General features: G+C 59.6%; 18 protein-coding genes and 1 tRNA gene. 7 read left to right on the top strand and 12 right to left on the bottom strand.

The features are described from left to right. Positions 1 to 107: 107 nt before the first annotated feature. Positions 108 to 860 carry a cytochrome c biogenesis CcdA family protein gene (locus RD1_RS10475; protein ID WP_011568472.1) on the bottom strand — a complete coding sequence of 251 codons (753 nt, stop codon included), beginning with the start codon at positions 858 to 860 and terminating at the stop codon, positions 108 to 110. Positions 861 to 952: 92 nt separating this feature from the next. On the opposite strand from RD1_RS10475, the gene RD1_RS10470 reads away from it, so the two are divergent. After that, entirely contained in the window at positions 953 to 1,183 is a 231-nt protein-coding gene (locus tag RD1_RS10470) for a sulfurtransferase TusA family protein (RefSeq protein WP_011568471.1), read from the top strand. A gap of 63 nt (positions 1,184 to 1,246) precedes the next feature. On the opposite strand, the gene RD1_RS10465 is transcribed toward RD1_RS10470, so the two are convergent. From RD1_RS10465 to purC, 6 genes are all read right to left on the bottom strand, one after another. Beyond that, the gene (locus RD1_RS10465; RefSeq protein WP_281259775.1) at positions 1,247 to 3,994 is read right to left on the bottom strand and encodes an Rne/Rng family ribonuclease; all 2,748 of its coding nucleotides are present in this window, start codon (positions 3,992 to 3,994) and stop codon (positions 1,247 to 1,249) included. Between the two features lie 480 nt (positions 3,995 to 4,474). Further along, complete coding sequence (locus tag RD1_RS10460) at positions 4,475 to 5,809, bottom strand: sigma-54-dependent transcriptional regulator (RefSeq protein WP_011568469.1); 1,335 nt, start codon at positions 5,807 to 5,809, stop codon at positions 4,475 to 4,477. Positions 5,810 to 5,812: 3 nt separating this feature from the next. Beyond that, positions 5,813 to 7,573 carry a sensor histidine kinase gene (locus RD1_RS10455; RefSeq protein WP_044033077.1) on the bottom strand — a complete coding sequence of 587 codons (1,761 nt, stop codon included), beginning with the start codon at positions 7,571 to 7,573 and terminating at the stop codon, positions 5,813 to 5,815. 37 nt (positions 7,574 to 7,610) lie between these two features. Then, complete coding sequence (gene purQ, locus RD1_RS10450) at positions 7,611 to 8,279, bottom strand: phosphoribosylformylglycinamidine synthase subunit PurQ (protein WP_011568467.1); 669 nt, start codon at positions 8,277 to 8,279, stop codon at positions 7,611 to 7,613. Further along, positions 8,279 to 8,509: a phosphoribosylformylglycinamidine synthase subunit PurS gene (purS, locus tag RD1_RS10445; protein ID WP_044033076.1), complete on the bottom strand. Its 231-nt coding sequence runs from the start codon at positions 8,507 to 8,509 to the stop codon at positions 8,279 to 8,281. Before purS ends, purQ begins: the two co-directional genes overlap by 1 nt. A 42-nt stretch (positions 8,510 to 8,551) precedes the next feature. Then, positions 8,552 to 9,313 carry a phosphoribosylaminoimidazolesuccinocarboxamide synthase gene (gene purC / locus RD1_RS10440; RefSeq protein WP_011568465.1) on the bottom strand — a complete coding sequence of 254 codons (762 nt, stop codon included), beginning with the start codon at positions 9,311 to 9,313 and terminating at the stop codon, positions 8,552 to 8,554. Positions 9,314 to 9,469: 156 nt separating this feature from the next. Between purC and RD1_RS10435 the strand changes: the two genes are divergently transcribed. The 4 genes from RD1_RS10435 to RD1_RS10420 all read left to right on the top strand — a co-directional run bounded on the left by RD1_RS10435 (position 9,470) and on the right by RD1_RS10420 (position 12,535). Beyond that, entirely contained in the window at positions 9,470 to 9,784 is a 315-nt protein-coding gene (locus tag RD1_RS10435) for a DUF1476 domain-containing protein (protein ID WP_011568464.1), read from the top strand. A gap of 172 nt (positions 9,785 to 9,956) precedes the next feature. Further along, entirely contained in the window at positions 9,957 to 10,979 is a 1,023-nt protein-coding gene (bmt, locus tag RD1_RS10430) for a betaine--homocysteine S-methyltransferase (RefSeq protein ID WP_011568463.1), read from the top strand. Positions 10,980 to 11,156: 177 nt separating this feature from the next. Further along, positions 11,157 to 11,855 (top strand): corrinoid protein, encoded by a 699-nt coding sequence (locus tag RD1_RS10425; protein ID WP_011568462.1) that lies wholly within the window; start codon positions 11,157 to 11,159, stop codon positions 11,853 to 11,855. A 41-nt stretch (positions 11,856 to 11,896) separates the two neighbouring features. Then, entirely contained in the window at positions 11,897 to 12,535 is a 639-nt protein-coding gene (locus RD1_RS10420) for a DUF1638 domain-containing protein (protein ID WP_011568461.1), read from the top strand. A gap of 6 nt (positions 12,536 to 12,541) precedes the next feature. On the opposite strand, the gene RD1_RS10415 is transcribed toward RD1_RS10420, so the two are convergent. Then, on the bottom strand, positions 12,542 to 12,952 hold the full coding sequence (locus RD1_RS10415; RefSeq protein WP_011568460.1) for a SufE family protein: 411 nt from the start codon (positions 12,950 to 12,952) through the stop codon (positions 12,542 to 12,544). A 209-nt stretch (positions 12,953 to 13,161) separates the two neighbouring features. Here RD1_RS10415 and RD1_RS10410 point away from each other — a divergent pair, with 209 nt between their 5' ends. After that, positions 13,162 to 13,596, top strand: a complete 435-nt coding sequence (locus RD1_RS10410; protein ID WP_245897257.1) for a hypothetical protein — start codon at positions 13,162 to 13,164, stop codon at positions 13,594 to 13,596. An 8-nt stretch (positions 13,597 to 13,604) separates the two neighbouring features. Here the strand turns inward: RD1_RS10410 and rnd are convergent, their stop codons facing one another. The 3 genes from rnd to purM all read right to left on the bottom strand — a co-directional run bounded on the left by rnd (position 13,605) and on the right by purM (position 16,496). After that, on the bottom strand, positions 13,605 to 14,768 hold the full coding sequence (rnd, locus tag RD1_RS10405; protein WP_011568458.1) for a ribonuclease D: 1,164 nt from the start codon (positions 14,766 to 14,768) through the stop codon (positions 13,605 to 13,607). A gap of 88 nt (positions 14,769 to 14,856) precedes the next feature. Next, a complete protein-coding gene (gene purN / locus RD1_RS10400; RefSeq protein ID WP_245897255.1) occupies positions 14,857 to 15,408 on the bottom strand; it encodes a phosphoribosylglycinamide formyltransferase in 552 nt (183 codons plus the stop codon). A gap of 41 nt (positions 15,409 to 15,449) precedes the next feature. Next, positions 15,450 to 16,496 carry a phosphoribosylformylglycinamidine cyclo-ligase gene (gene purM, locus RD1_RS10395; protein ID WP_011568456.1) on the bottom strand — a complete coding sequence of 349 codons (1,047 nt, stop codon included), beginning with the start codon at positions 16,494 to 16,496 and terminating at the stop codon, positions 15,450 to 15,452. A gap of 125 nt (positions 16,497 to 16,621) precedes the next feature. Between purM and RD1_RS10390 the strand changes: the two genes are divergently transcribed. Then, a tRNA-Ile gene (locus RD1_RS10390) sits at positions 16,622 to 16,698 on the top strand. Positions 16,699 to 16,764: 66 nt separating this feature from the next. Here the strand turns inward: RD1_RS10390 and RD1_RS10385 are convergent. Then, positions 16,765 to 18,090, bottom strand: coding sequence for an ATP-binding protein (locus RD1_RS10385; protein ID WP_011568455.1), 1,326 nt, complete (start codon positions 18,088 to 18,090; stop codon positions 16,765 to 16,767). Positions 18,091 to 18,126 lie beyond the last annotated feature (36 nt).

Here is an 18,126-nt window from a genome sequence, read left to right as displayed (position 1 = left end):
CTTCTCATGATTCCGAACGATCACCCGTCCTTAAATCAAGCTGTCAAAAGATGATATATGTTAGCGCCGGACATCCAGCGTGGCCCCGCAGATGATACGGCGGGCAATCACCCCAGAGTGGCCAAGGCCGGGAAGCGTTCAAGAAGCCACCAGGAAAACGTCGTGAACGCACCGGTGACCATTGCAACACCGACCACAAGGAGCAGCCCGCCCATCACGCGTTCTATGGTTTTCATATGCCGCTTGAGCCGATCCATGACCCCCATCGCGCGCGTGATGAACATCGCCGCCAGCAGAAAGGGGATGCCCAGACCCGCCGCATAAACGCCCAACAGGACAGTGCCGCGCGTCACAGAGGCCTCGGAAGCCGCCAGCGACAGGATCGCGCCCAGTTGCGGACCAATGCAGGGCGTCCAGCCAAAGGCGAAGGCCAACCCCAGCACATAGGCCCCAAAGCTCGACCCACCCTTGTCACCCGCGTCCATGCGCGCCTCGCGATCAAGAAAGGGAATGCGCAGGATACCCAGAAAATGCAATCCGAAGACAATGATGACAACACCTGAAATACGCGCGAAAAGAATCTGATTTTGCAGGAAAAAAGCACCGAATGCCGAGGCCGTGAAACCAAGGATCAGAAACACCGTGCTCAGCCCCATCACAAAGAACAAGGCGGCGATAATGGCACGGCGCCGTGCCGCCCCCTCACTGCTCATTTCATTCAGGCTGACACCGCTCATATACGCCAGATAGGGCGGGACGATCGGCAAGACGCAGGGGCTGAGAAAGCTGATGATTCCCGCAAAAAGCGCCACCGTCATGGCAGGCAACAGACCCGCATCAATGATTTCAATTCCGAACATAAACCTCCCTTAGCCTATCCGCGCCACAGCGTCACCCCGCCAAGGGTCACAAGATTGTGGACAGGACGAAACATCGCGCCTATCTGAACGGTATGACAAAAGAAATACACCTGCTGGACGCCACTGGTCTGCTGTGCCCCCTGCCTGTTCTGAAGGCGCGCAAACGACTGCAATCCCTTGCTTCGGGTGAGGTGCTGACGATGCACGCGGATGATCCCGCGGCGATTGTCGATGTCCCGCACTTTTGCAGCGAGACAGGGCACCACCTTGTGTCAAGCGAACTGGATGGGCCGGTGCAGGTCTATGTCATCCGCAAAAAATGAGGTGACATGAAAAAGCGCGCCCGATTTGGACGCGCTTTTTGGGTTTTTGGTGTTGGAAAGCCCTTAGCCTCCGATGGACCACCACCCGCGCCGCTTTGGTTTGGCTGGCTCTGGCGCGGCCTCAGCGACCACCGGTTCGGGCTCGGCACCTGCAGGTTCCGGTTCAGGCGCTGCTGGCGCTGGCTCTTCTGCCACCGGTGCCGCCGCAGCTTCCTGTGATGAAGGTGCCGGCTCGGCGTCCTGCGCCACGGGGGCTGGTTCGGCGTCTGGTGCCGCCTCAACCGGAGCGGCCTTCTTGGCCCGGCTGGCCCGTTTACGCTTTGGTTTTGCAGGGGTTTCTTCGGTCGCTTCGGCGGGTGCGGTTTCTTCCACTGGCGCGGCGGTTTCGGCTTTCGCCTCTGCTTCTGGCGCATCCTGTGTGTCGGCTTCCACTTTCGGTTTGCGCGTGCGCGACCGTGTCCGTTTGGGTTTTGCCGGTGCCTCTTCCTGCTCTGCCGCAGGGGCTGGCGCATCATCGGTTTGCGCAGCAGGCGCCTCTACCGGGCTGTCGGCTGCAGGCTCCGCTTTCTTCGGAGTCTTAGCGCCCTGGGCCTCGGATGCCTCGGCATTTGTCTCATCGGATGCGGTCTGCGTCTCGCCATTGCCGTTCTTGTTGCGACGCCGACGACGCCGGCGACGGCGCTTGGGCCGATCCTCGCCATCATTCTCGACGTTGTTTTCCTTGTTTGCCGTCTCTGCGCCGTTATCGGCCGTTTCCGCTGGCGCCTCATCGTCGTCCGCATCCACCTGATCCATCAATGAGGTATCAACAGAAACAACATGTTGTGCTGCAACCGACACGACCCGTGTGGCCGTCTTGAACTTCTCAAGACTGAAATCGGGGCTGACCAGCATGGGGTCGCCTTCGATCCGCACAGACAGCCCGTAGCGCGCTTCGATATGCGCAATATGTTCGCGCTTCTGGTTCATGAGGAAATTGGCAATACCAACCGGCGCCTTGATCAACACCTCTCGGGACCGCTTGCGCGTGCCCTCTTCCTCGATCTGGCGCAGGATGGACAATGCGAGGCTATCATCGGACCGGATCAGGCCCGTACCATGGCAGGCCTGACACGGCTGTGTCGTTGCCTCGATCATGCCGGGGCGCAGGCGCTGGCGCGACATTTCCATGAGACCAAAGCCGGAGATACGCCCCACTTGAATGCGCGCGCGGTCCGTCTTGAGCTTGTCTTTCATGCGCTTTTCGACGGAGGTGTTGTTCTTGCGCTCATCCATGTCGATGAAGTCGATCACGATCAGGCCCGCGAGGTCCCGCAGGCGCAACTGCCGCGCCACTTCGTCGGCGGCCTCAAGGTTGGTCTTGAGCGCGGTCTGCTCGATCGAGCCCTCCTTGGTGGCCCGCCCGGAGTTCACATCAATCGCCACCAGAGCCTCGGTCACGCCGATCACGATATACCCCCCCGACGGAAGCTGCACAGTCGGGTTGAACATCGACGCAAGATAGCTTTCGACCTGGTAGCGGGCGAAAAGCGGCAGACCTTCGGTATAGAGTTTCACGTTTTTTGCATGGGACGGCATGATCATCTTCATGAAGTCCTTGGCGATGCGGTAGCCCCGTTCACCTTCGACAAACACCTCGTCAATCTCGCGGTTGTAGAGATCGCGGATCGAGCGTTTGATCAGGTCTCCCTCTTCGTAGATCTTGGCGGGCGCGACGGATTTCAGCGTCAACTCGCGGATCTGCTCCCACAGGCGTTGCAGATATTCGTAGTCGCGTTTGATCTCGGCCTTGGTGCGTTTGGCCCCGGCGGTGCGCACGATGAGACCCGCGCCTTGCGGCACTTCGATCTCATTTGCGATCTCCTTGAGCTTCTTGCGGTCCGCAGCATTCGTGATCTTGCGCGAAATACCACCGCCGCGCGCCGTGTTGGGCATCAGGACGCAATAGCGCCCTGCAAGGCTGAGGTATGTGGTCAGCGCCGCGCCCTTGTTGCCCCGCTCTTCCTTGACGACCTGCACGAGCAGAATCTGGCGGACCTTGATGACTTCCTGAATTTTATAGCGCCGTGGCCGGGGTTTGCGCACGGGGCGGATATCGTCTTGATCATCGTCATCCGCGACGGATTCGATGGTGTCATCCTTGGAGGATGCATCAGATTTGCGCGGCGCATCATCGTCGTCGTCGTCATCATCGTCGCCATCTTCAGTCGCGGTATCGTCTTCCGAGGCATCCTCAGACGCTGCTTGCGCGTCCTGATCATCGGACGCGTCAGCCGTCTGCGCAGCCTCCGCGCTTGCATCATCGCCCTCGGGCTCTTCGACAGGTGTCTCGGCGACCCGCTCCATCGGAGAGGACCCCTCTTCGCTGTCATCCAGATCAATGGTTTCCATGCCGTCGATCTGGTCGGACTCCACATCCTTCGTCGCGACCACATCCTCTGACGTGGTGTCTTCGCCCTTGGCCTTTGTGCGGCTGCGCGATCTGCGACGTTTGGGCTTTTCGTCCTCGTCTTCCTTGGCCTTTTGCGCTTCGGCATAGGCGCGCTCTTCTTCCATCAGGGCCTGACGGTCCGCGACGGGAATCTGGTAATAATCCGGATGAATTTCTGAAAAGGCGAGGAAACCATGACGGTTCCCCCCGTACTCCACAAAGGCCGCCTGCAAGGACGGCTCAACCCGTGTTACTTTTGCAAGATAGATGTTGCCAGCAAGCTGGCGTTTGTTTTCGGATTCAAAATCGAACTCTTCAACCTTGTTTCCATCCACCACCACAACGCGGGTTTCTTCCGCGTGGGTGGCATCGATAAGCATTTTCTTAGCCATATTTCCAAATTGCATAGCCGCGACCGCACAGCCCCCGGGGGAGCGTTGCAGTGGGGGGTATGTCTTGTCAGGGCGATCTGAGACGCACTGCATGGCCGGGCCGCTGAGGCCCTCGCCGATCTGCTCAATGCATTTGCGCGCGTCATCGCGTTTCTTCTCCGACACGGGCACGTCTTGCGGCCTCGCATCCATTTTTAACTGCGCGATCCGGATCATAGAGCCGGTATCACATCAGCGGTTCCTTAACCGTTTCCGGTCCAATCGGTCTGCCGTGGGGTGCATGAGCCATGCCACACCGCGCCCGCGACAGCGAATCTCTCTGCAGATGGCGTGCGCGTCAGGCGCGCCTCTCTACACTGCTAGATAATGCTACATGCCTGAAAAACACAATGGTCAATCGACATTTACCTGCCTCAACCCTGAATTGAATCCACTAAACCGTCGGATTTACTGATCAAATTCCCGGTTTCAGAGGTAATCTGAGCGTTGCAGGCCATATTTCGCCATTTTTTCGTTCAGCGTGCGTCTGGGCAGGCATAGTTCATCCATCACACTCGCGATAGAGCCGCGATGTCGGCGCATGGTATTGTCGATCAGCATCCGCTCGAAGGCTTCGACGTATTCTTTCAGCGGTTTGCCTTCGGTCGTCATCACAGGCTGCATGTCCTCATGATCGTTCATCAGCAGCGATGATATGGTCCCTGCCCCGCGCCGTGACTGCAGCACCGCGCGTTCCGCGAGGTTGATCAGCTGGCGCACATTGCCCGGCCAGGGCGCCTGCAACAGCTGCGCAGCCTCCTGTGCCGTCACCTGCGGTGTGTCGCAGCCGTATTCTTCGGCGAACTGTTCGCTCAGACGGGTGAAGAGGGTGAGGATATCTTCGCCCCGCATGCGCAGAGGTGGCACCGTGATGCGCAATGCCGCGATGCGGTAGAACAGATCAGAGCGCAACGCATCCTCGGAGGTGCGCCCCGCTTCCTGCAGGTTCGAGATCGCGACCAGCCGCGTCTCTGCCGGGGTACCCTGCTCGTTTATCACACTGAGCAGGCGGGCTTGCATCGTTTCTGACAGCGCCTCAATGTCTTCCAGCACCAAGGTGCCGCCGCGCGCCTCTTCCATGGCGGGCAGTTGCGCATCCTCCGGCATCATCGGCCCGAACAGGCGTTTGGCCAGCGCGTCCTCTTCAAAGGCGCTGCAACTGACCAGCACGAACTTCTTGCCCGCCCGGCTGCCCACCGCATGCAAGGCATGGGCCACCAGCGTTTTACCGGTTCCGGTTTCACCATCGATCAGCACATGGCCATCCGCCTGCCCCAGATCGAGGATATCTTCGCGCAGCCGCTCCATGACCGGGCTTTGCCCGATGAGCTTGCTCATCAACTGGGTGCCGTCGGAAAGTTCCCGCCGCAATGCGCGGTTGTCCATCACCAGACGTCTCGCACCTGTCGCCTTTTTGGCAAGGTCCGACATGCGGTCCGGGTTGAACGGTTTTTCCAGAAAATCAAAGGCGCCGACGCGCATGGCCTCAACCGCCATCGGCACATCGCCATGCCCCGTAATCATGATCACCGGCAGGGCAGAATCATTGCCCATCAGCTTCTTGAGGAACTGCATCCCATCCATGCCCGGCATTCGGATATCGGAAATGACGATCCCCGGATACTCCGGCCCGAGCACTTTCAACGCATCCTCGGCACTGCCGAAGGTTTCCGTGTCATACCCCGAAAGGGCCAGCCACTGGCTGATGGATTGGCGCATGTCCTGTTCGTCATCGACAATCGCGATTTTCATGGCTTGTGTCATTGTCTACTCCGCCGCTTGTTTCGCTGGTTCGCCGCTTAGGATCGGCAATTGCATTTCAAAAACCGCGCCGCCCTGCTGGCCATTGCGCGCTGTAAGCCTTCCACCAAGGTCTGTCACGATCTGGGACGAGATAGCAAGCCCAAGCCCGACACCATCCCCTGGCTGTTTGGTCGTGTAAAATGGCTCAAAAAGGGCATCGAGGTCTTCAATACCCGGCCCATTGTCACGTACTGTGAGTGTTGCCGTTTCCCCCGCAGAAAGGATGATTTCGACCTTGGGTGCAGCGGCTGATTTGGTTGCATCAATCGCGTTGCGCAAGAGGTTCACCATCACCTGTTCAATGCGCAGCCGGTCGCCCATGACCTCAACCGGATCATCGGGCAGGATGCGGGTGATCTGCACCTGCCGTTGACGCAATTGCGGCTCCATCATCGCGAGGCTTGAGGCCAGCGCATCGCCCATGGGGACTGGCGCAAAGGCCTCCTGTCCTTTGCGGGCGTAAGACTTCAATTGGCGCGTGATGCCCCCCATCCGCTCAATCAGATCGTCAATGCGCCCAAAGGAGGACAGCGCCTCTTCATGGCGGTTGCGCCGCAGCAACAAACGCGCCCCGGCAAGATATGTTTTCATCGCGGCAAGGGGTTGATTCAACTCGTGACTGACGGCGGCTGACATTTCGCCCAGAGCGGCCAGTTTACTTGATTGTTCAAGGGTCTGTTCAGCAACGGCAAGCGTTTCCTGCACCCGTTTGCGCTCGGCAATTTCCCGCTGCAACGCAGCGTTGAGCGATCTCAATTCGGCAGATTCCCGCTGGAAAAGCGCCATGCGCAAGGCCGTGCGCCGGCTGAGCGCATAGAAGGTCAGCGCGAGCAGAATCGCAAAGCCCATGATCTCAAGCGCGAGTACACCATTCACACGTTCACGCACCGAGGCATAGGTGGTGTAGCTGGTCATGCGCCAACCGCGGAACGGGATCCGCGTTTCCAGACGCATCACGGCCTCGCCCTGCAGATAGGCATCGGGCGGCAAGGCGGTCCAGTCTGCGGTGGCCTGAATGGCGCGCTGGATGGCGTTCTGGGGTGTTTGACGGGCCAGCGCTTCTTCTTCGGTGCGGCCACGCCAGCGCGGTTCCGTGGTCAGGATGATTGTGCCGGTGCTGTCCGTCACGATCACCGCATCCGAAATCCCGGCCCAGGCCCGGCCGAATTTTTGCAAATCGACCTCGACAAGGATCACGCCCGACACATCCGAGCCCGACTGCACCCTGCGCGAATAGAAAAACCCGTAACCGCCCTCTTCGCGCTCCGCCACGGTGAAAACGGTGCCGCTGGCACGGATCGCATCGACGAAATAGGCCTCTGACCGGTGGTTTGACCCCAACCTGTTACGGTCGGTCGCCGCAACCGTCCGCCCGTCAATATCCAGCAACATCAAGGATGCCGCGCCGATCTCTTCCACAAAGGAGATCAGCCGCCGTGTTGATGCGGTGTAATCAGCCGAGTTCAGCGCGCCGATCAACTCCGGGTCGCGCGCCAGCAGTTGCGGCACGATGGCGTTCTGGCGCAGCTCGGACAGCAGGTTCCCGCTATAAAGCGCAAGCCTCAGTTCGGCACGGTCGCGGGTTGTATCCGTGAAACGGTCGGTCAGCAGCTTGTTGGTGACAGAAACGACCGTCACCGCCAGCGCGAGCAGAATGCCCACAGCCATGCGCACCCGCCATGAGCTGATCGGGTTCGGCTCTTTTGATTGAAGCTCGGCTTCCATGAAAGCAGCTTACGCCAAAGGCGCGTATCGGCTCAAGTCACACCGCCGCCAGCGCGCCCGTCAATGCGCGGAAGAGCGCCTGCCCATCCGTCCCGCCATGCCCGGCATCCGCCGCGCGTTCCGGGTGCGGCATCATGCCAAGAACCCGGCGGTTTGACGACAGGATGCCCGCGATATCCGCTTTGGCACCGTTGGGCGTGTCCTCATAGGTAAAAGCGACGCGGTCTTCGCCCTGAAGACGCGCGATCGTCTCATCATCGGCAAAGTAATTGCCGTCGTGATGGGCGATTGGAATACTGATGGTATCCCCGGCGGTGTACCCTTCGGTAAAGGCGGATGCAGATGTCTCAACCTTGAGCGCGACGGTTTTGCAGATGTATTTCAACCCGGCATTGCGCAGCAACGCGCCCGGCAACAACCCGGTTTCGGTGAGCACCTGAAACCCGTTGCAGATGCCGATGACGTAGCCCCCCCGCTCCGCATGTGCTGCGACGGATCGGCAAATCGGCGAGTTTGCGGCGATGGCCCCGCAACGCAGGTAATCGCCAAAGGAAAATCCGCCCGGAATACCGATGATATCGACGCCTTCGGGCAGGTCGGTATCCTTGTGCCAGACCTTGGTGACCTGTGCGCCAGCCGCCTCAAAGGCGACGGCAAGATCGCGATCACAGTTGGACCCGGGAAAGACAACGACCGCCGCGTGCATCAGGAAATCTCCACCGAGTAGGATTCGATCACCGTATTGGCCAGCAGCTTTTCACACATCGCGCTCACGTCCGCTTCGGTCGTGCCTTCGGCCAGATCAAGCTCGATGACCTTGCCCTGTCGCACGCCATTGATACCTTCAAATCCCATGGCCCCCAAGGCGTGGCGCACTGCTTCGCCCTGCGGGTCCAGCACACCGTTTTTCAGCATAACATGTACTCGTGCTTTCATGTCTCGTCCTTCTGTGCGCCCCGGACGCACTGTTTCCCGGGGTTAGTTGATCAGGGTCGGTTTTGTGATCGGCGTGGCGTTCTTGGGCATCACGCCCAGACGCTGCGCCACTTCGGTATAGGCATCGGCCAGATCGCCGAGATCGCGCCGGAACACGTCCTTGTCCAGCTTGCGACCGGATTCGATGTCCCACAAGCGGCAACTGTCCGGGCTGATCTCATCGGCGACAACAAGACGCTGGAAATCCCCGTCATAGACGCGGCCCACTTCGATCTTGAAATCCACCAGACGAATGCCCACGCCGAACATCAGCCCCGACAGGAAATCATTTACCCGCAGCGCGAGGCTGAGCATGTCATCCATATCCTGCTGGCTGGCCCAGCCAAAGGCCGCGATGTGCTCTTCTGTGACCAGCGGATCGCCCAGCTTGTCATCCTTATAGCAATATTCAACGATGGGGCGCGGCAGTTGCGTGCCCTCTTCCAACCCCAGTCGCTTTGACATGGTGCCAGCGGCGTAGTTGCGCACGATGATCTCGAGCGGGATGATGTCCACGCTGCGCACAAGCTGTTCACGCATGTTGAGCCGTTTGATGAAATGCGTCGGCACGCCGATATGGCCAAGTCCGGTCATGAAGAATTCGGACAAACGGTTGTTCAACACCCCCTTGCCTTCGATCACGGCCTTCTTTTCGGCATTGAACGCGGTGGCATCGTCCTTGAAGTACTGCACGATGGTGCCCGGTTCGGGTCCTTCATACAGGATTTTCGCTTTGCCTTCGTAGATTTTCTTGCGCCGGGCCATGGGCGTCCTTTCAAGACTGAGCCCTGAGGATCAGGGACTTATCTGCGCCTCTCTTAGTGGAAGGGTTGCGTCGCTGCAAGCCGAGGCATCTTGCGCAATGGCTTGCAAACTCGCATATCTAGAACGCAAACAGCCACGCCACCAGGAGACAGGCCCATGACAACATTCGATGATCGCGAAAATGCGTTTGAAAACAAATACGCCCATGATGCCGAGATGCAATTCAAGGCAGAGGCGCGCCGCAACAAGCTGCTGGGTCTGTGGGCGGCGGAGCTTCTGGGCAAAAGCGGGTCCGAGGCGGATGACTACGCCAAAGAGGTAGTGAAATCGGATTTCGAAGAAGCAGGCGACGAGGATGTCTATCGCAAGGTGTCCGGTGATCTGGGCGACAAGGCGGATGAGGCCACGATTCGCGCGCAGATGGCGTCGCTGATGGTCGAGGCCAAACGCCAACTGATGGCAAACGAGTAAGACACCCCCCGGCTCAGCCTTCATGTGTCGCCTGAAGGGCGGCACATTGACCCAACGGCGGACGCGCGTGCGCACCGGGGTCTTCGTCATTTCATGTAAATGATGAGAATTATGAATTTGCGACGGCACGCAACCTGTGACATGACGCACGCAAGGACAGCGGAGCGTGATCATGCCCAACCCTTTCAGCGATCTTCTTGAAACGCGCGGCGTATTGTTGGCCGATGGCGCGACCGGCACGAATCTCTTCAACATGGGATTGATGTCCGGCGATGCACCCGAATTGTGGAACACGCAGGAGCCGCAAAAGATCAAGGCGCTGTACAAAGGCGCGGTCGATGCGGGCAGTGATCTGTTTCTGACCAATTCCTTCGGAGCCAACGCCGCGCGCCTGAAACTGCACAGCGCCGAGAAACGCGTTCATGAGTTGAGCCGCGTCGCTGCCGAGATCGGACGCGAGGTCGCGGATACCGCCGGACGGGCGGTGATTGTCGCAGGCTCCGTCGGGCCGACCGGTGAGATCATGGAGCCTGTTGGCACGCTCAGCCATGCGCTGGCGGTTGAGATGTTTCACGAAACCGCAGACGGTCTGAAAGCGGGCGGTGCGGATATCGGATGGCTCGAAACGATCAGCGCACCTGAGGAATACCGCGCCGCAGCCGAGGGCTTCGCGCTCGCCGGGCTGGATTGGTGCGGCACGATGAGCTTTGACACCGCCGGGCGCACCATGATGGGGCTGACCAGCGCCGATATGGTCAAAATGGTCGATGATCTGGGTGATCTTGCGCCGCTGGCTTTTGGGGCGAATTGCGGCACCGGCGCGTCTGACCTGTTGCGCACGATCCTCGGGTTTGCCGCGCAGGGCGCCGAACGCCCGATCATTGCCAAGGGCAACGCCGGCATTCCCAAATACGTGGACGGTCACATTCATTACGACGGCACCCCCGAACTGATGGCGGATTACGCCGTGATGGCGCGGGCGAGCGGTGCGCGGATCATTGGCGGATGTTGTGGCACCATGCCGGAGCATCTGCGCCATATGCGCGAGGCGCTGGATACGCGCAGGATGGACCACCCCCCGGCGTTGGAGGAAATCGTGGACCGGCTCGGTGCCTTTTCCTCCGTTGCGGACGGGACCGACAAGGAAAACACGCCGGCGCGCCGCGCAACGCGAAGAAGCAGACGCGCCGGCTAATTCCCGTATTCCGACCCTATTGCCGCCGCACCCGATGCATGCACCGCGTGACACTTTCGCCCGCGCGCGTCGCACTCCGCTTTCACCGTGTCGCAATCCGGACAGTGCGCAAGCCCGGTTCAAGCGAAAGATGGTTCAAAGTGACGCACATATAGTGCCTGCGGTAAAGGAACGATCATGTCGGATGAAGACGAAATCATTCTGTCGGAACTGGACGATGAAGAGCTTGTTCAGCAAATGTTTGACGACCTCTATGATGGCCTCAAGGAGGAGATCGAGGAAGGCGTCACGATCCTGCTGGATCGCGGTTGGCAACCCTATGACATCCTGACCAAGGCTTTGGTCGGCGGCATGACAATCGTGGGCGCGGATTTCCGCGACGGCATCCTCTTTGTGCCAGAGGTCCTTCTGGCCGCCAATGCGATGAAGGGCGGCATGGCGATCCTGAAACCGCTGCTGGCCGAAACAGGCGCCCCGCGCGTGGGCAAGATGGTTATCGGCACGGTCAAGGGCGACATCCATGACATTGGCAAGAACCTTGTCGGCATGATGATGGAAGGCGCGGGTTTCGAGGTCGTGGACCTTGGCATCAACAACCCCGTCGAATCCTACATGGATGCTCTGGAAAAAGAGAAGCCGGAGATACTTGGCATGTCCGCCCTCCTCACCACGACGATGCCTTACATGAAAGTGGTCATCGACACGATGGTCGAGAAAGGCGTGCGTGATGACTACATCGTGCTGGTGGGTGGTGCGCCGCTGAACGAAGAATTCGGCAGGGCCATCGGCGCAGACGCCTATTGCCGTGATGCCGCCGTGGCCGTGGAAACGGCAAAGGAATGGGTCGGGCGCAAACACAATCAGAAATCGGCCTGAAACACGCCGCGCCCGGTCGGGCATCTGTGTGAGGCATGGACATGACGGACCTGAATGATCGGCAACTGACCGAAGACGGCTTGGACATGGCCCATCAGACCGGGCGCGTTCTGCTGATTGCCTGCGGTGCTCTGGCGCGCGAAATTCTGGACCTCAGGGCGGCAAACGGGTGGAGCCATCTGGACCTGACATGCCTGCCCGCGAAGCTGCACCTTTACCCTGACAAGATAACGGCGGCGGTGTGCGACGCTGTCGCCAAGCATCGGCAGGATTACAGCGAGATTTTCGTCGTCTATGCCGATTGCGGCACTGGCGGGCAGTTGCAATCGGCCTGCGACGCGCTGGGTATCAAAATGATCTCAGGCCCGCATTGCTACAGCTTCTTTGAGGGCAACGCGCGCTTTGCCGAAACGGCAGAGCATGAGATCACAACCTTTTATCTGACCGATTTTCTGGTCCGTCAGTTCGACGCTTTCGTGATCCGGCCGATGGGCCTCGACCGCCATCCAGAACTGCGGGGTATGTATTTCGCGCATTACGAAAAACTGGTCTATCAGGCGCAAACCGATGATCCCGCATTGACCGAAAAGGCAAAACACTGCGCCGCACGGCTTGGACTGGCTTTTGAGCGGCGGTTCACCGGCTATGGGGATTTGTCGACCGCATTGGCACGATTGTAGCGGGCGTTACAGGGATTTGGCGGCGACATCCCTGATCCGCTCGATCATGGCGCGCAACCCGTTTGAGCGCTGCGCGGACAGGTGGTCATTCAACCCGAGACGCGCCATCTCAGCGCGCGCGTCGATGGCCACCACCTCGCTCAGCGCGGCCCCGCAATAGAGCTTGCGCAAAACGGCAATCAGACCGTTCACGATCATCGCATCGCTCTCGCCCTCAAACTGCATCACACCGTCCTCGGGGGTCACGTGCAGCCAGACCTGACTGGCGCAACCCTCAACTTTTGTGGCAGGCACCTTGAGCGCGGCATCAAGCGGCGCCATCGCTTTACCCTCTTCGATGACGAGACGATAGCGATCTTCCCAATCGTCGAGGAATTCAAAATCTTCGACCAATTCTTCGAATGCAGCCTGTGCCATGACGGGTCTCCTGTCTTTTGATGTCACAGGTAAGTCGGCATCGCACAAAGGTAAAGGTCCCCGCCTCTGATGGACACTTTTCATCAGCCTGCAGATAGTCTAGGTCAGGGGAAACAGAAAACGTAATTGGCGAACGCATGCGTATAACGATCCCCGCTTTGTTGGTAAGCATTGTCCTTGTCGCCGGATGCGGCAGTTCGGCCAACCCCATGAATTGGTTTGGAAATGACGCGCCGGATGAAAGCGTGCTGGAACCGATCGACGCGGCAAACCCGCTGATCCCGGAAAGTGACGGCATTTTCCAGAACAGGCGCAATCAGATTGCGATCTATCCGGGGACAACGATCGACGCGATTTCGGACCTGACACTGGAACCTGTGCCCGGCGGGTTGCTGATACGGGCCACAGGGCGCGCGGCGACCCAGGGTCCCTTCAATGCGCGGCTGACGCCCAGCAACGAAGACGAATTGCCCGAAGATGGCGTTCTGACCTACCAGCTGCAGGCGCAGTATACGCAGATCACAGGCGGCGCGCCGGAAACGCGCGAAGTCATCGTTGCGCGCACGCTCACCGATCAGGAACTGTCAGGGACGCGCACGATCCGGGTTGAAGGTCTGCAAAACGCATTGGAGCGGCGGCGCTGAGCGCATGGTCATGCGTCAAGGTTGACGATACGCACATTTGCCCCTTCCGCAGCAAGGGCAATCTTTCCCTCACAGAGCCGCAGCGCATCCTCGCCAAACACCTCGCGCCGCCATCCGTTGAGTGCCGGCACATCGCGCAGGCCGGCGGCGATCGCATCAAGGTCCGCTGCAGGAGCGATCAGCTTGGCCGCAACACCCGCGCTTTCCGTCTTGGCCTTGAGCAGGACGCGCAACAGATCCGCCAGCGCAGGGTTCACCTGCAGCTTGTCGCGTGATCTATCCGGTTTGGGCATGTCCTGTTGCGGGCATTCCACACCGCGCTTGACCGCCTGTAAGATACCATCCGCCACATCGCCGCGCCGCCCCTCGCGCAGCAGCAGCCGCGAGCGCCCCAGTTCTTCCTGCGTCTTTGGCTTGTTGGAGGCCAGTTCGATCAGCGCATCATCCTTGAACACACGGTTACGGGGGACGTTGCGCTCCTGCGCATAGGTCTCGCGGAAAGCTGCCAACTCCCGCACCACGGCGAGAAACTTGGGCGAATTGGTGCGCGTTTTCACCCGCCGCCACGCGTCCATCGGTGCAATGATATAGGTTTCCGGGCTGGTCAGAACGGTCAACTCCTCACGCACCCAGCGGCTGCGCCCGGTTTCTTCGAGCTTTTCTGCCAGAAACTCATAGACCTCCCGCAGATGGGTGACATCGGCCAAGGCATATTTCATCTGCGCATCCGTCAACGGGCGGCGCGACCAATCGGTAAAGCGTGAGGTCTTGTCCAGCGGCTTTTTGGCAATCCGGCGCACCAGCGTTTCATAGCCCACCTGCTCGCCAAAGCCGCAGACCATGGCTGCGACCTGCGTGTCAAACAACGGCTCGGGAAAGACTTCGGCATCGACGTAAAAGATTTCGAGATCCTGCCGAGCGGCGTGAAACACCTTGACCACGGATGTGTCGCGAAACAGCGCATAGAGCGGTTCAAGCGACAACCCCGGCGCGAGCGGGTCCACGATACAGCCGGTGCTGTCATCCTCCCCCGGCATGGCAAGCTGGATAAGGCACAGCTTGGAATAATACGTGCGCTCTCTGAGGAATTCCGTGTCGACCGTCACATAATCGAACTGGGCTGCCTGCGTGCAGAACTCGGCCAGCGCTTGTGTCGTTGTGATGGTTTTCATTCGGGCAATTCTTTGTTTTTGATGTTTGCGTCCACCCCGTAACGGGACGTTACACGAGCCGGGTGGCATTGACCAGCAGCACCACCCATCACCCGTCGAGAAACACGGGAGCCGTGTCACCACCGACAAATCGGCGCAGCACCATAGGGTACAATATATGCTCCTGCACCAGAACTCTGGCGGCCAGCGTTTCTGCGGTATCCCCTGCCAATACAGGCACCCGCGCCTGACCCAATATCGGGCCATCATCGAGGGCCGGTGTCACTTCGTGAACCGTGCAGCCATGGACGGTATCTCCCGCAGCAAGGGCGCGCGCATGGGTATGCAGCCCTTTGTACTTTGGCAGCAATGAGGGATGGATATTGAGCATCTTGCCGCGCCATCTGTTTACAAACTCGGCTGTCAGGATCCGCATGAACCCCGCGAGGCAAATGATATCGGGCTTATGCTCCGCCAGCGCACCCAGAATCGCATGCTCAAAGCCGGAGGTATCGGCCCCGAAAGGTTGATGCCGCACGATTTCGGTTGGCACGCCGCGTTCTTCGGCCCGCTCCAGCCCACCAGCCTTGGGGTTGTTGGACAAGACAACGCAGACGCGCGCGGGATGATCCCCGGTCATGCTGTCCAGCAGGCGGATCATGTTCGACCCCCCGCCGGAAATGAAAATAGCGACCCGTTTTGTCACAAAAGCGTGCCGGAATAGCGCACACCCTCTCGCGCGCTGACATGTCCGATGCGCGCGACATCCTCGCCCAGACTGGCCAGCAACTGTGTCAGCTTGTCGGCCTCTTCTTGCGCCACGACGAGGATCATGCCGATCCCGCAGTTGAATGTCTTGAGCATTTCAGCTTCCTGCATGCCGCCCGTCTGCGCCATCCAGCCGAAAACCGCAGGCAGCGACCACGTGCTCAGATCAATATCCGCCCCCAGCCCCTCGGGCAAAACGCGCGGCAGGTTTTCCGTCAAGCCACCCCCGGTGATATGCGCCAGCGCATGCACGCCCCCTGCATCAATCGCCGCCAGCGCCTGTTTTACATACAACCGCGTCGGGGTCAGCAGTTCCGCCCCCAGGGACTGTTCGGCCCACGGGCATGGCGCATCCCACGACAACCCGGAGACTTCGACCAGTTTGCGCACAAGGCTGTAGCCGTTGGAATGCACACCATCAGAGGCAAGGCCCAGCAACACGTCGCCCTGCGCCACATGCGCCGGAAGTGCGGCGCCCCGCTCCATCGCGCCGACAGAAAACCCCGCCAGATCAAAATCACCGGCAGGATACATGCCCGGCATCTCTGCTGTCTCGCCGCCGATCAGGGCGCAACCGGCACGCTCACATCCCAACGCGATGCCTTCGATAATGCGCGCAGCCTTGTCGGTTTCCAATGCACCCGTTGCAAAGTAATCAAGAAAAAATAACGGCTCCGCCCCCTGGCAGACGAGGTCGTTCACACACATCGCCACAAGGTCAATTCCCACACCGTCCACATGGCCGGTATCAATGGCGATCCGCAGTTTCGTGCCGACACCGTCCGTGGCAGCCACAAGAATAGGGTCCGTGTACCCTGCATCCTTCAGATCAAACAGCGCACCAAAACCGCCCAAGCCCGCCATGACGCCGGATCTGTTGGTGCGCTTGGCTGCCGGTTTGATCCGGTCCACAAGCGCATTTCCAGCGTCTATATCCACACCGGCATCGGCGTAAGTCATCCCGTTTTTCGGCAAATTCATGGCGCTCTCTCCTGCGTGAGCATGGTTAAAGGCGGGGTAAATCATATCTGAGCGAACTGCAATCCAAAGCAGATCACGCAGCCCCTTGACGCCGTGCACACAGGCCATTACCCAACAGCCATGGCGGGCCTGTAGCTCAACTGGTTAGAGCAGAGCGCTCATAACGCTTTGGTTGCGGGTTCAAGTCCTGCCGGGCCTACCATGACCGCCATGAATTCCAAACCCTGCACATGGGCCAAACCAACTGACACTGTTTTCGCGTGACGCTTTAGCGCGCGATGACGATGTCGGCACTGAGGCCGCCCAGACGTTCAGATTTGCCAAGCCTCAGCATACCGCCGTGCGCGCGCGCGATGTCACTGGTGATCGCGAGGCCCAGACCAACGCCACTGCCCTGATCCTGATTGCGCGCTGCATCCAGACGGGTAAAGGGGCGCGTCGCCTCTGCCCGCCGCTTTTCCGGAATGCCCGGTCCATCGTCTTCAACCCGCAGCCGCAGGGTTTTATCCGTGAGCAAGACGGACACCTGCGCGCGCGTTCCATAGCGCACCGCATTGGAAATCAGGTTGTCCAGCGCGCGCCTTATGGCCAGCACATTCAGTTGGACAGTGCCCGTCCCCTCGCCCTCCTGCGCCACCAGCGTGACATCGCGCCCTGCCCTTTTTGCGTCCTCAACCACAGCACTGACCAATGCGCGTGGATCGACAGCTTCGGGCTCGCCCTCTCCTTCGCCCTTGGCAAAGCTGAGAAAGGCATCAAGCATCTCCTGCATGTCGTTGACATCCTGCTCAAGCGGTATTCTCTCGGCATCCTCCAGCATGGACAGGCTGAGCCGCATGCGCGTGAGCGGGGTGCGCAAATCATGACTTACCCCCGACAGCATCAAGGTGCGTTGTTCGATCTGGCGTTCGATCCGGTTGCGCATATCCAGAAACGCATTGCCCGCCGCCCTGACTTCGGACGCACCGGCCGGGGTGTAGGGCTCATGCCTTCCCCGTCCAAACGCCTCTGCCGCGCGCGCCAACCGCTTGATCGGCCGCAACTGATTGCGCAAGTAGAGGATGGCGATAACGGTCACCAGCCCACCGAAGAAGATCATGTTCACAAAAAGCTGATGCGGATTCTTGGCCGAGACGCGATCGCGGTCAAAACTTATGCGGACCGGGCCATGGCGGGTTTGCGCATAAACATGGACCCGCTGGTCGTTCAACAGATCTATGGTTTCGATTTGCGCAACGCGCGACGGCAAACGCGCCACGATCACGCGCCCGGAAAAGTCATACCAGTGGCGCAACATCTGGCTCGGCACAGCGTCGGGCGATACAGGCGTGGCCGTCAACGCCAGTTGACTGGCCTGAGCCACCACTTGCGTTGGCACGGAGCCTGCATCCGGCGCGGTATCAACAATATCGAGAACCAGCAGAATCTCGCGGGAAACGGCCGTTACCATTTGCTGCGTGACGTCTTCGAAATGTCGGGTCAGAAACAGCACCGTCACCACCAGTTGCAGGAAAACCACCGGCAACAGCAGGATCAGAACCGCCCGCACATACAGGCTGCGCGGCATATATTGTTTGAGCCACCCAAAGAACATGCGGTAGACCCTAACGGTGCCCCCCAGCATTAGAAA

This window comes from Roseobacter denitrificans OCh 114 (genome assembly GCF_000014045.1).
GTDB lineage: Bacteria > Pseudomonadota > Alphaproteobacteria > Rhodobacterales > Rhodobacteraceae > Roseobacter > Roseobacter denitrificans.
This window is presented reverse-complemented; position numbering and strand designations above follow the sequence as displayed.

Coding starts and splice junctions, on each gene's coding strand:
- RD1_RS10475 (WP_011568472.1), bottom strand. CDS start 860: ATGTTCGGAATTGAAATCATTGATGCGGGTCTGTTGCCTGCCATGACG.
- RD1_RS10470 (WP_011568471.1), top strand. CDS start 953: ATGACAAAAGAAATACACCTGCTGGACGCCACTGGTCTGCTGTGCCCC.
- RD1_RS10465 (WP_281259775.1), bottom strand. CDS start 3,994: ATGCTTATCGATGCCACCCACGCGGAAGAAACCCGCGTTGTGGTGGTG.
- RD1_RS10460 (WP_011568469.1), bottom strand. CDS start 5,809: ATGACACAAGCCATGAAAATCGCGATTGTCGATGACGAACAGGACATG.
- RD1_RS10455 (WP_044033077.1), bottom strand. CDS start 7,573: ATGGAAGCCGAGCTTCAATCAAAAGAGCCGAACCCGATCAGCTCATGG.
- purQ (WP_011568467.1), bottom strand. CDS start 8,279: ATGCACGCGGCGGTCGTTGTCTTTCCCGGGTCCAACTGTGATCGCGAT.
- purS (WP_044033076.1), bottom strand. CDS start 8,509: ATGAAAGCACGAGTACATGTTATGCTGAAAAACGGTGTGCTGGACCCG.
- purC (WP_011568465.1), bottom strand. CDS start 9,313: ATGGCCCGGCGCAAGAAAATCTACGAAGGCAAAGCGAAAATCCTGTAT.
- RD1_RS10435 (WP_011568464.1), top strand. CDS start 9,470: ATGACAACATTCGATGATCGCGAAAATGCGTTTGAAAACAAATACGCC.
- bmt (WP_011568463.1), top strand. CDS start 9,957: ATGCCCAACCCTTTCAGCGATCTTCTTGAAACGCGCGGCGTATTGTTG.
- RD1_RS10425 (WP_011568462.1), top strand. CDS start 11,157: ATGTCGGATGAAGACGAAATCATTCTGTCGGAACTGGACGATGAAGAG.
- RD1_RS10420 (WP_011568461.1), top strand. CDS start 11,897: ATGACGGACCTGAATGATCGGCAACTGACCGAAGACGGCTTGGACATG.
- RD1_RS10415 (WP_011568460.1), bottom strand. CDS start 12,952: ATGGCACAGGCTGCATTCGAAGAATTGGTCGAAGATTTTGAATTCCTC.
- RD1_RS10410 (WP_245897257.1), top strand. CDS start 13,162: ATGAATTGGTTTGGAAATGACGCGCCGGATGAAAGCGTGCTGGAACCG.
- rnd (WP_011568458.1), bottom strand. CDS start 14,768: ATGAAAACCATCACAACGACACAAGCGCTGGCCGAGTTCTGCACGCAG.
- purN (WP_245897255.1), bottom strand. CDS start 15,408: ATGATCCGCCTGCTGGACAGCATGACCGGGGATCATCCCGCGCGCGTC.
- purM (WP_011568456.1), bottom strand. CDS start 16,496: ATGAATTTGCCGAAAAACGGGATGACTTACGCCGATGCCGGTGTGGAT.
- RD1_RS10385 (WP_011568455.1), bottom strand. CDS start 18,090: ATGTTCTTTGGGTGGCTCAAACAATATATGCCGCGCAGCCTGTATGTG.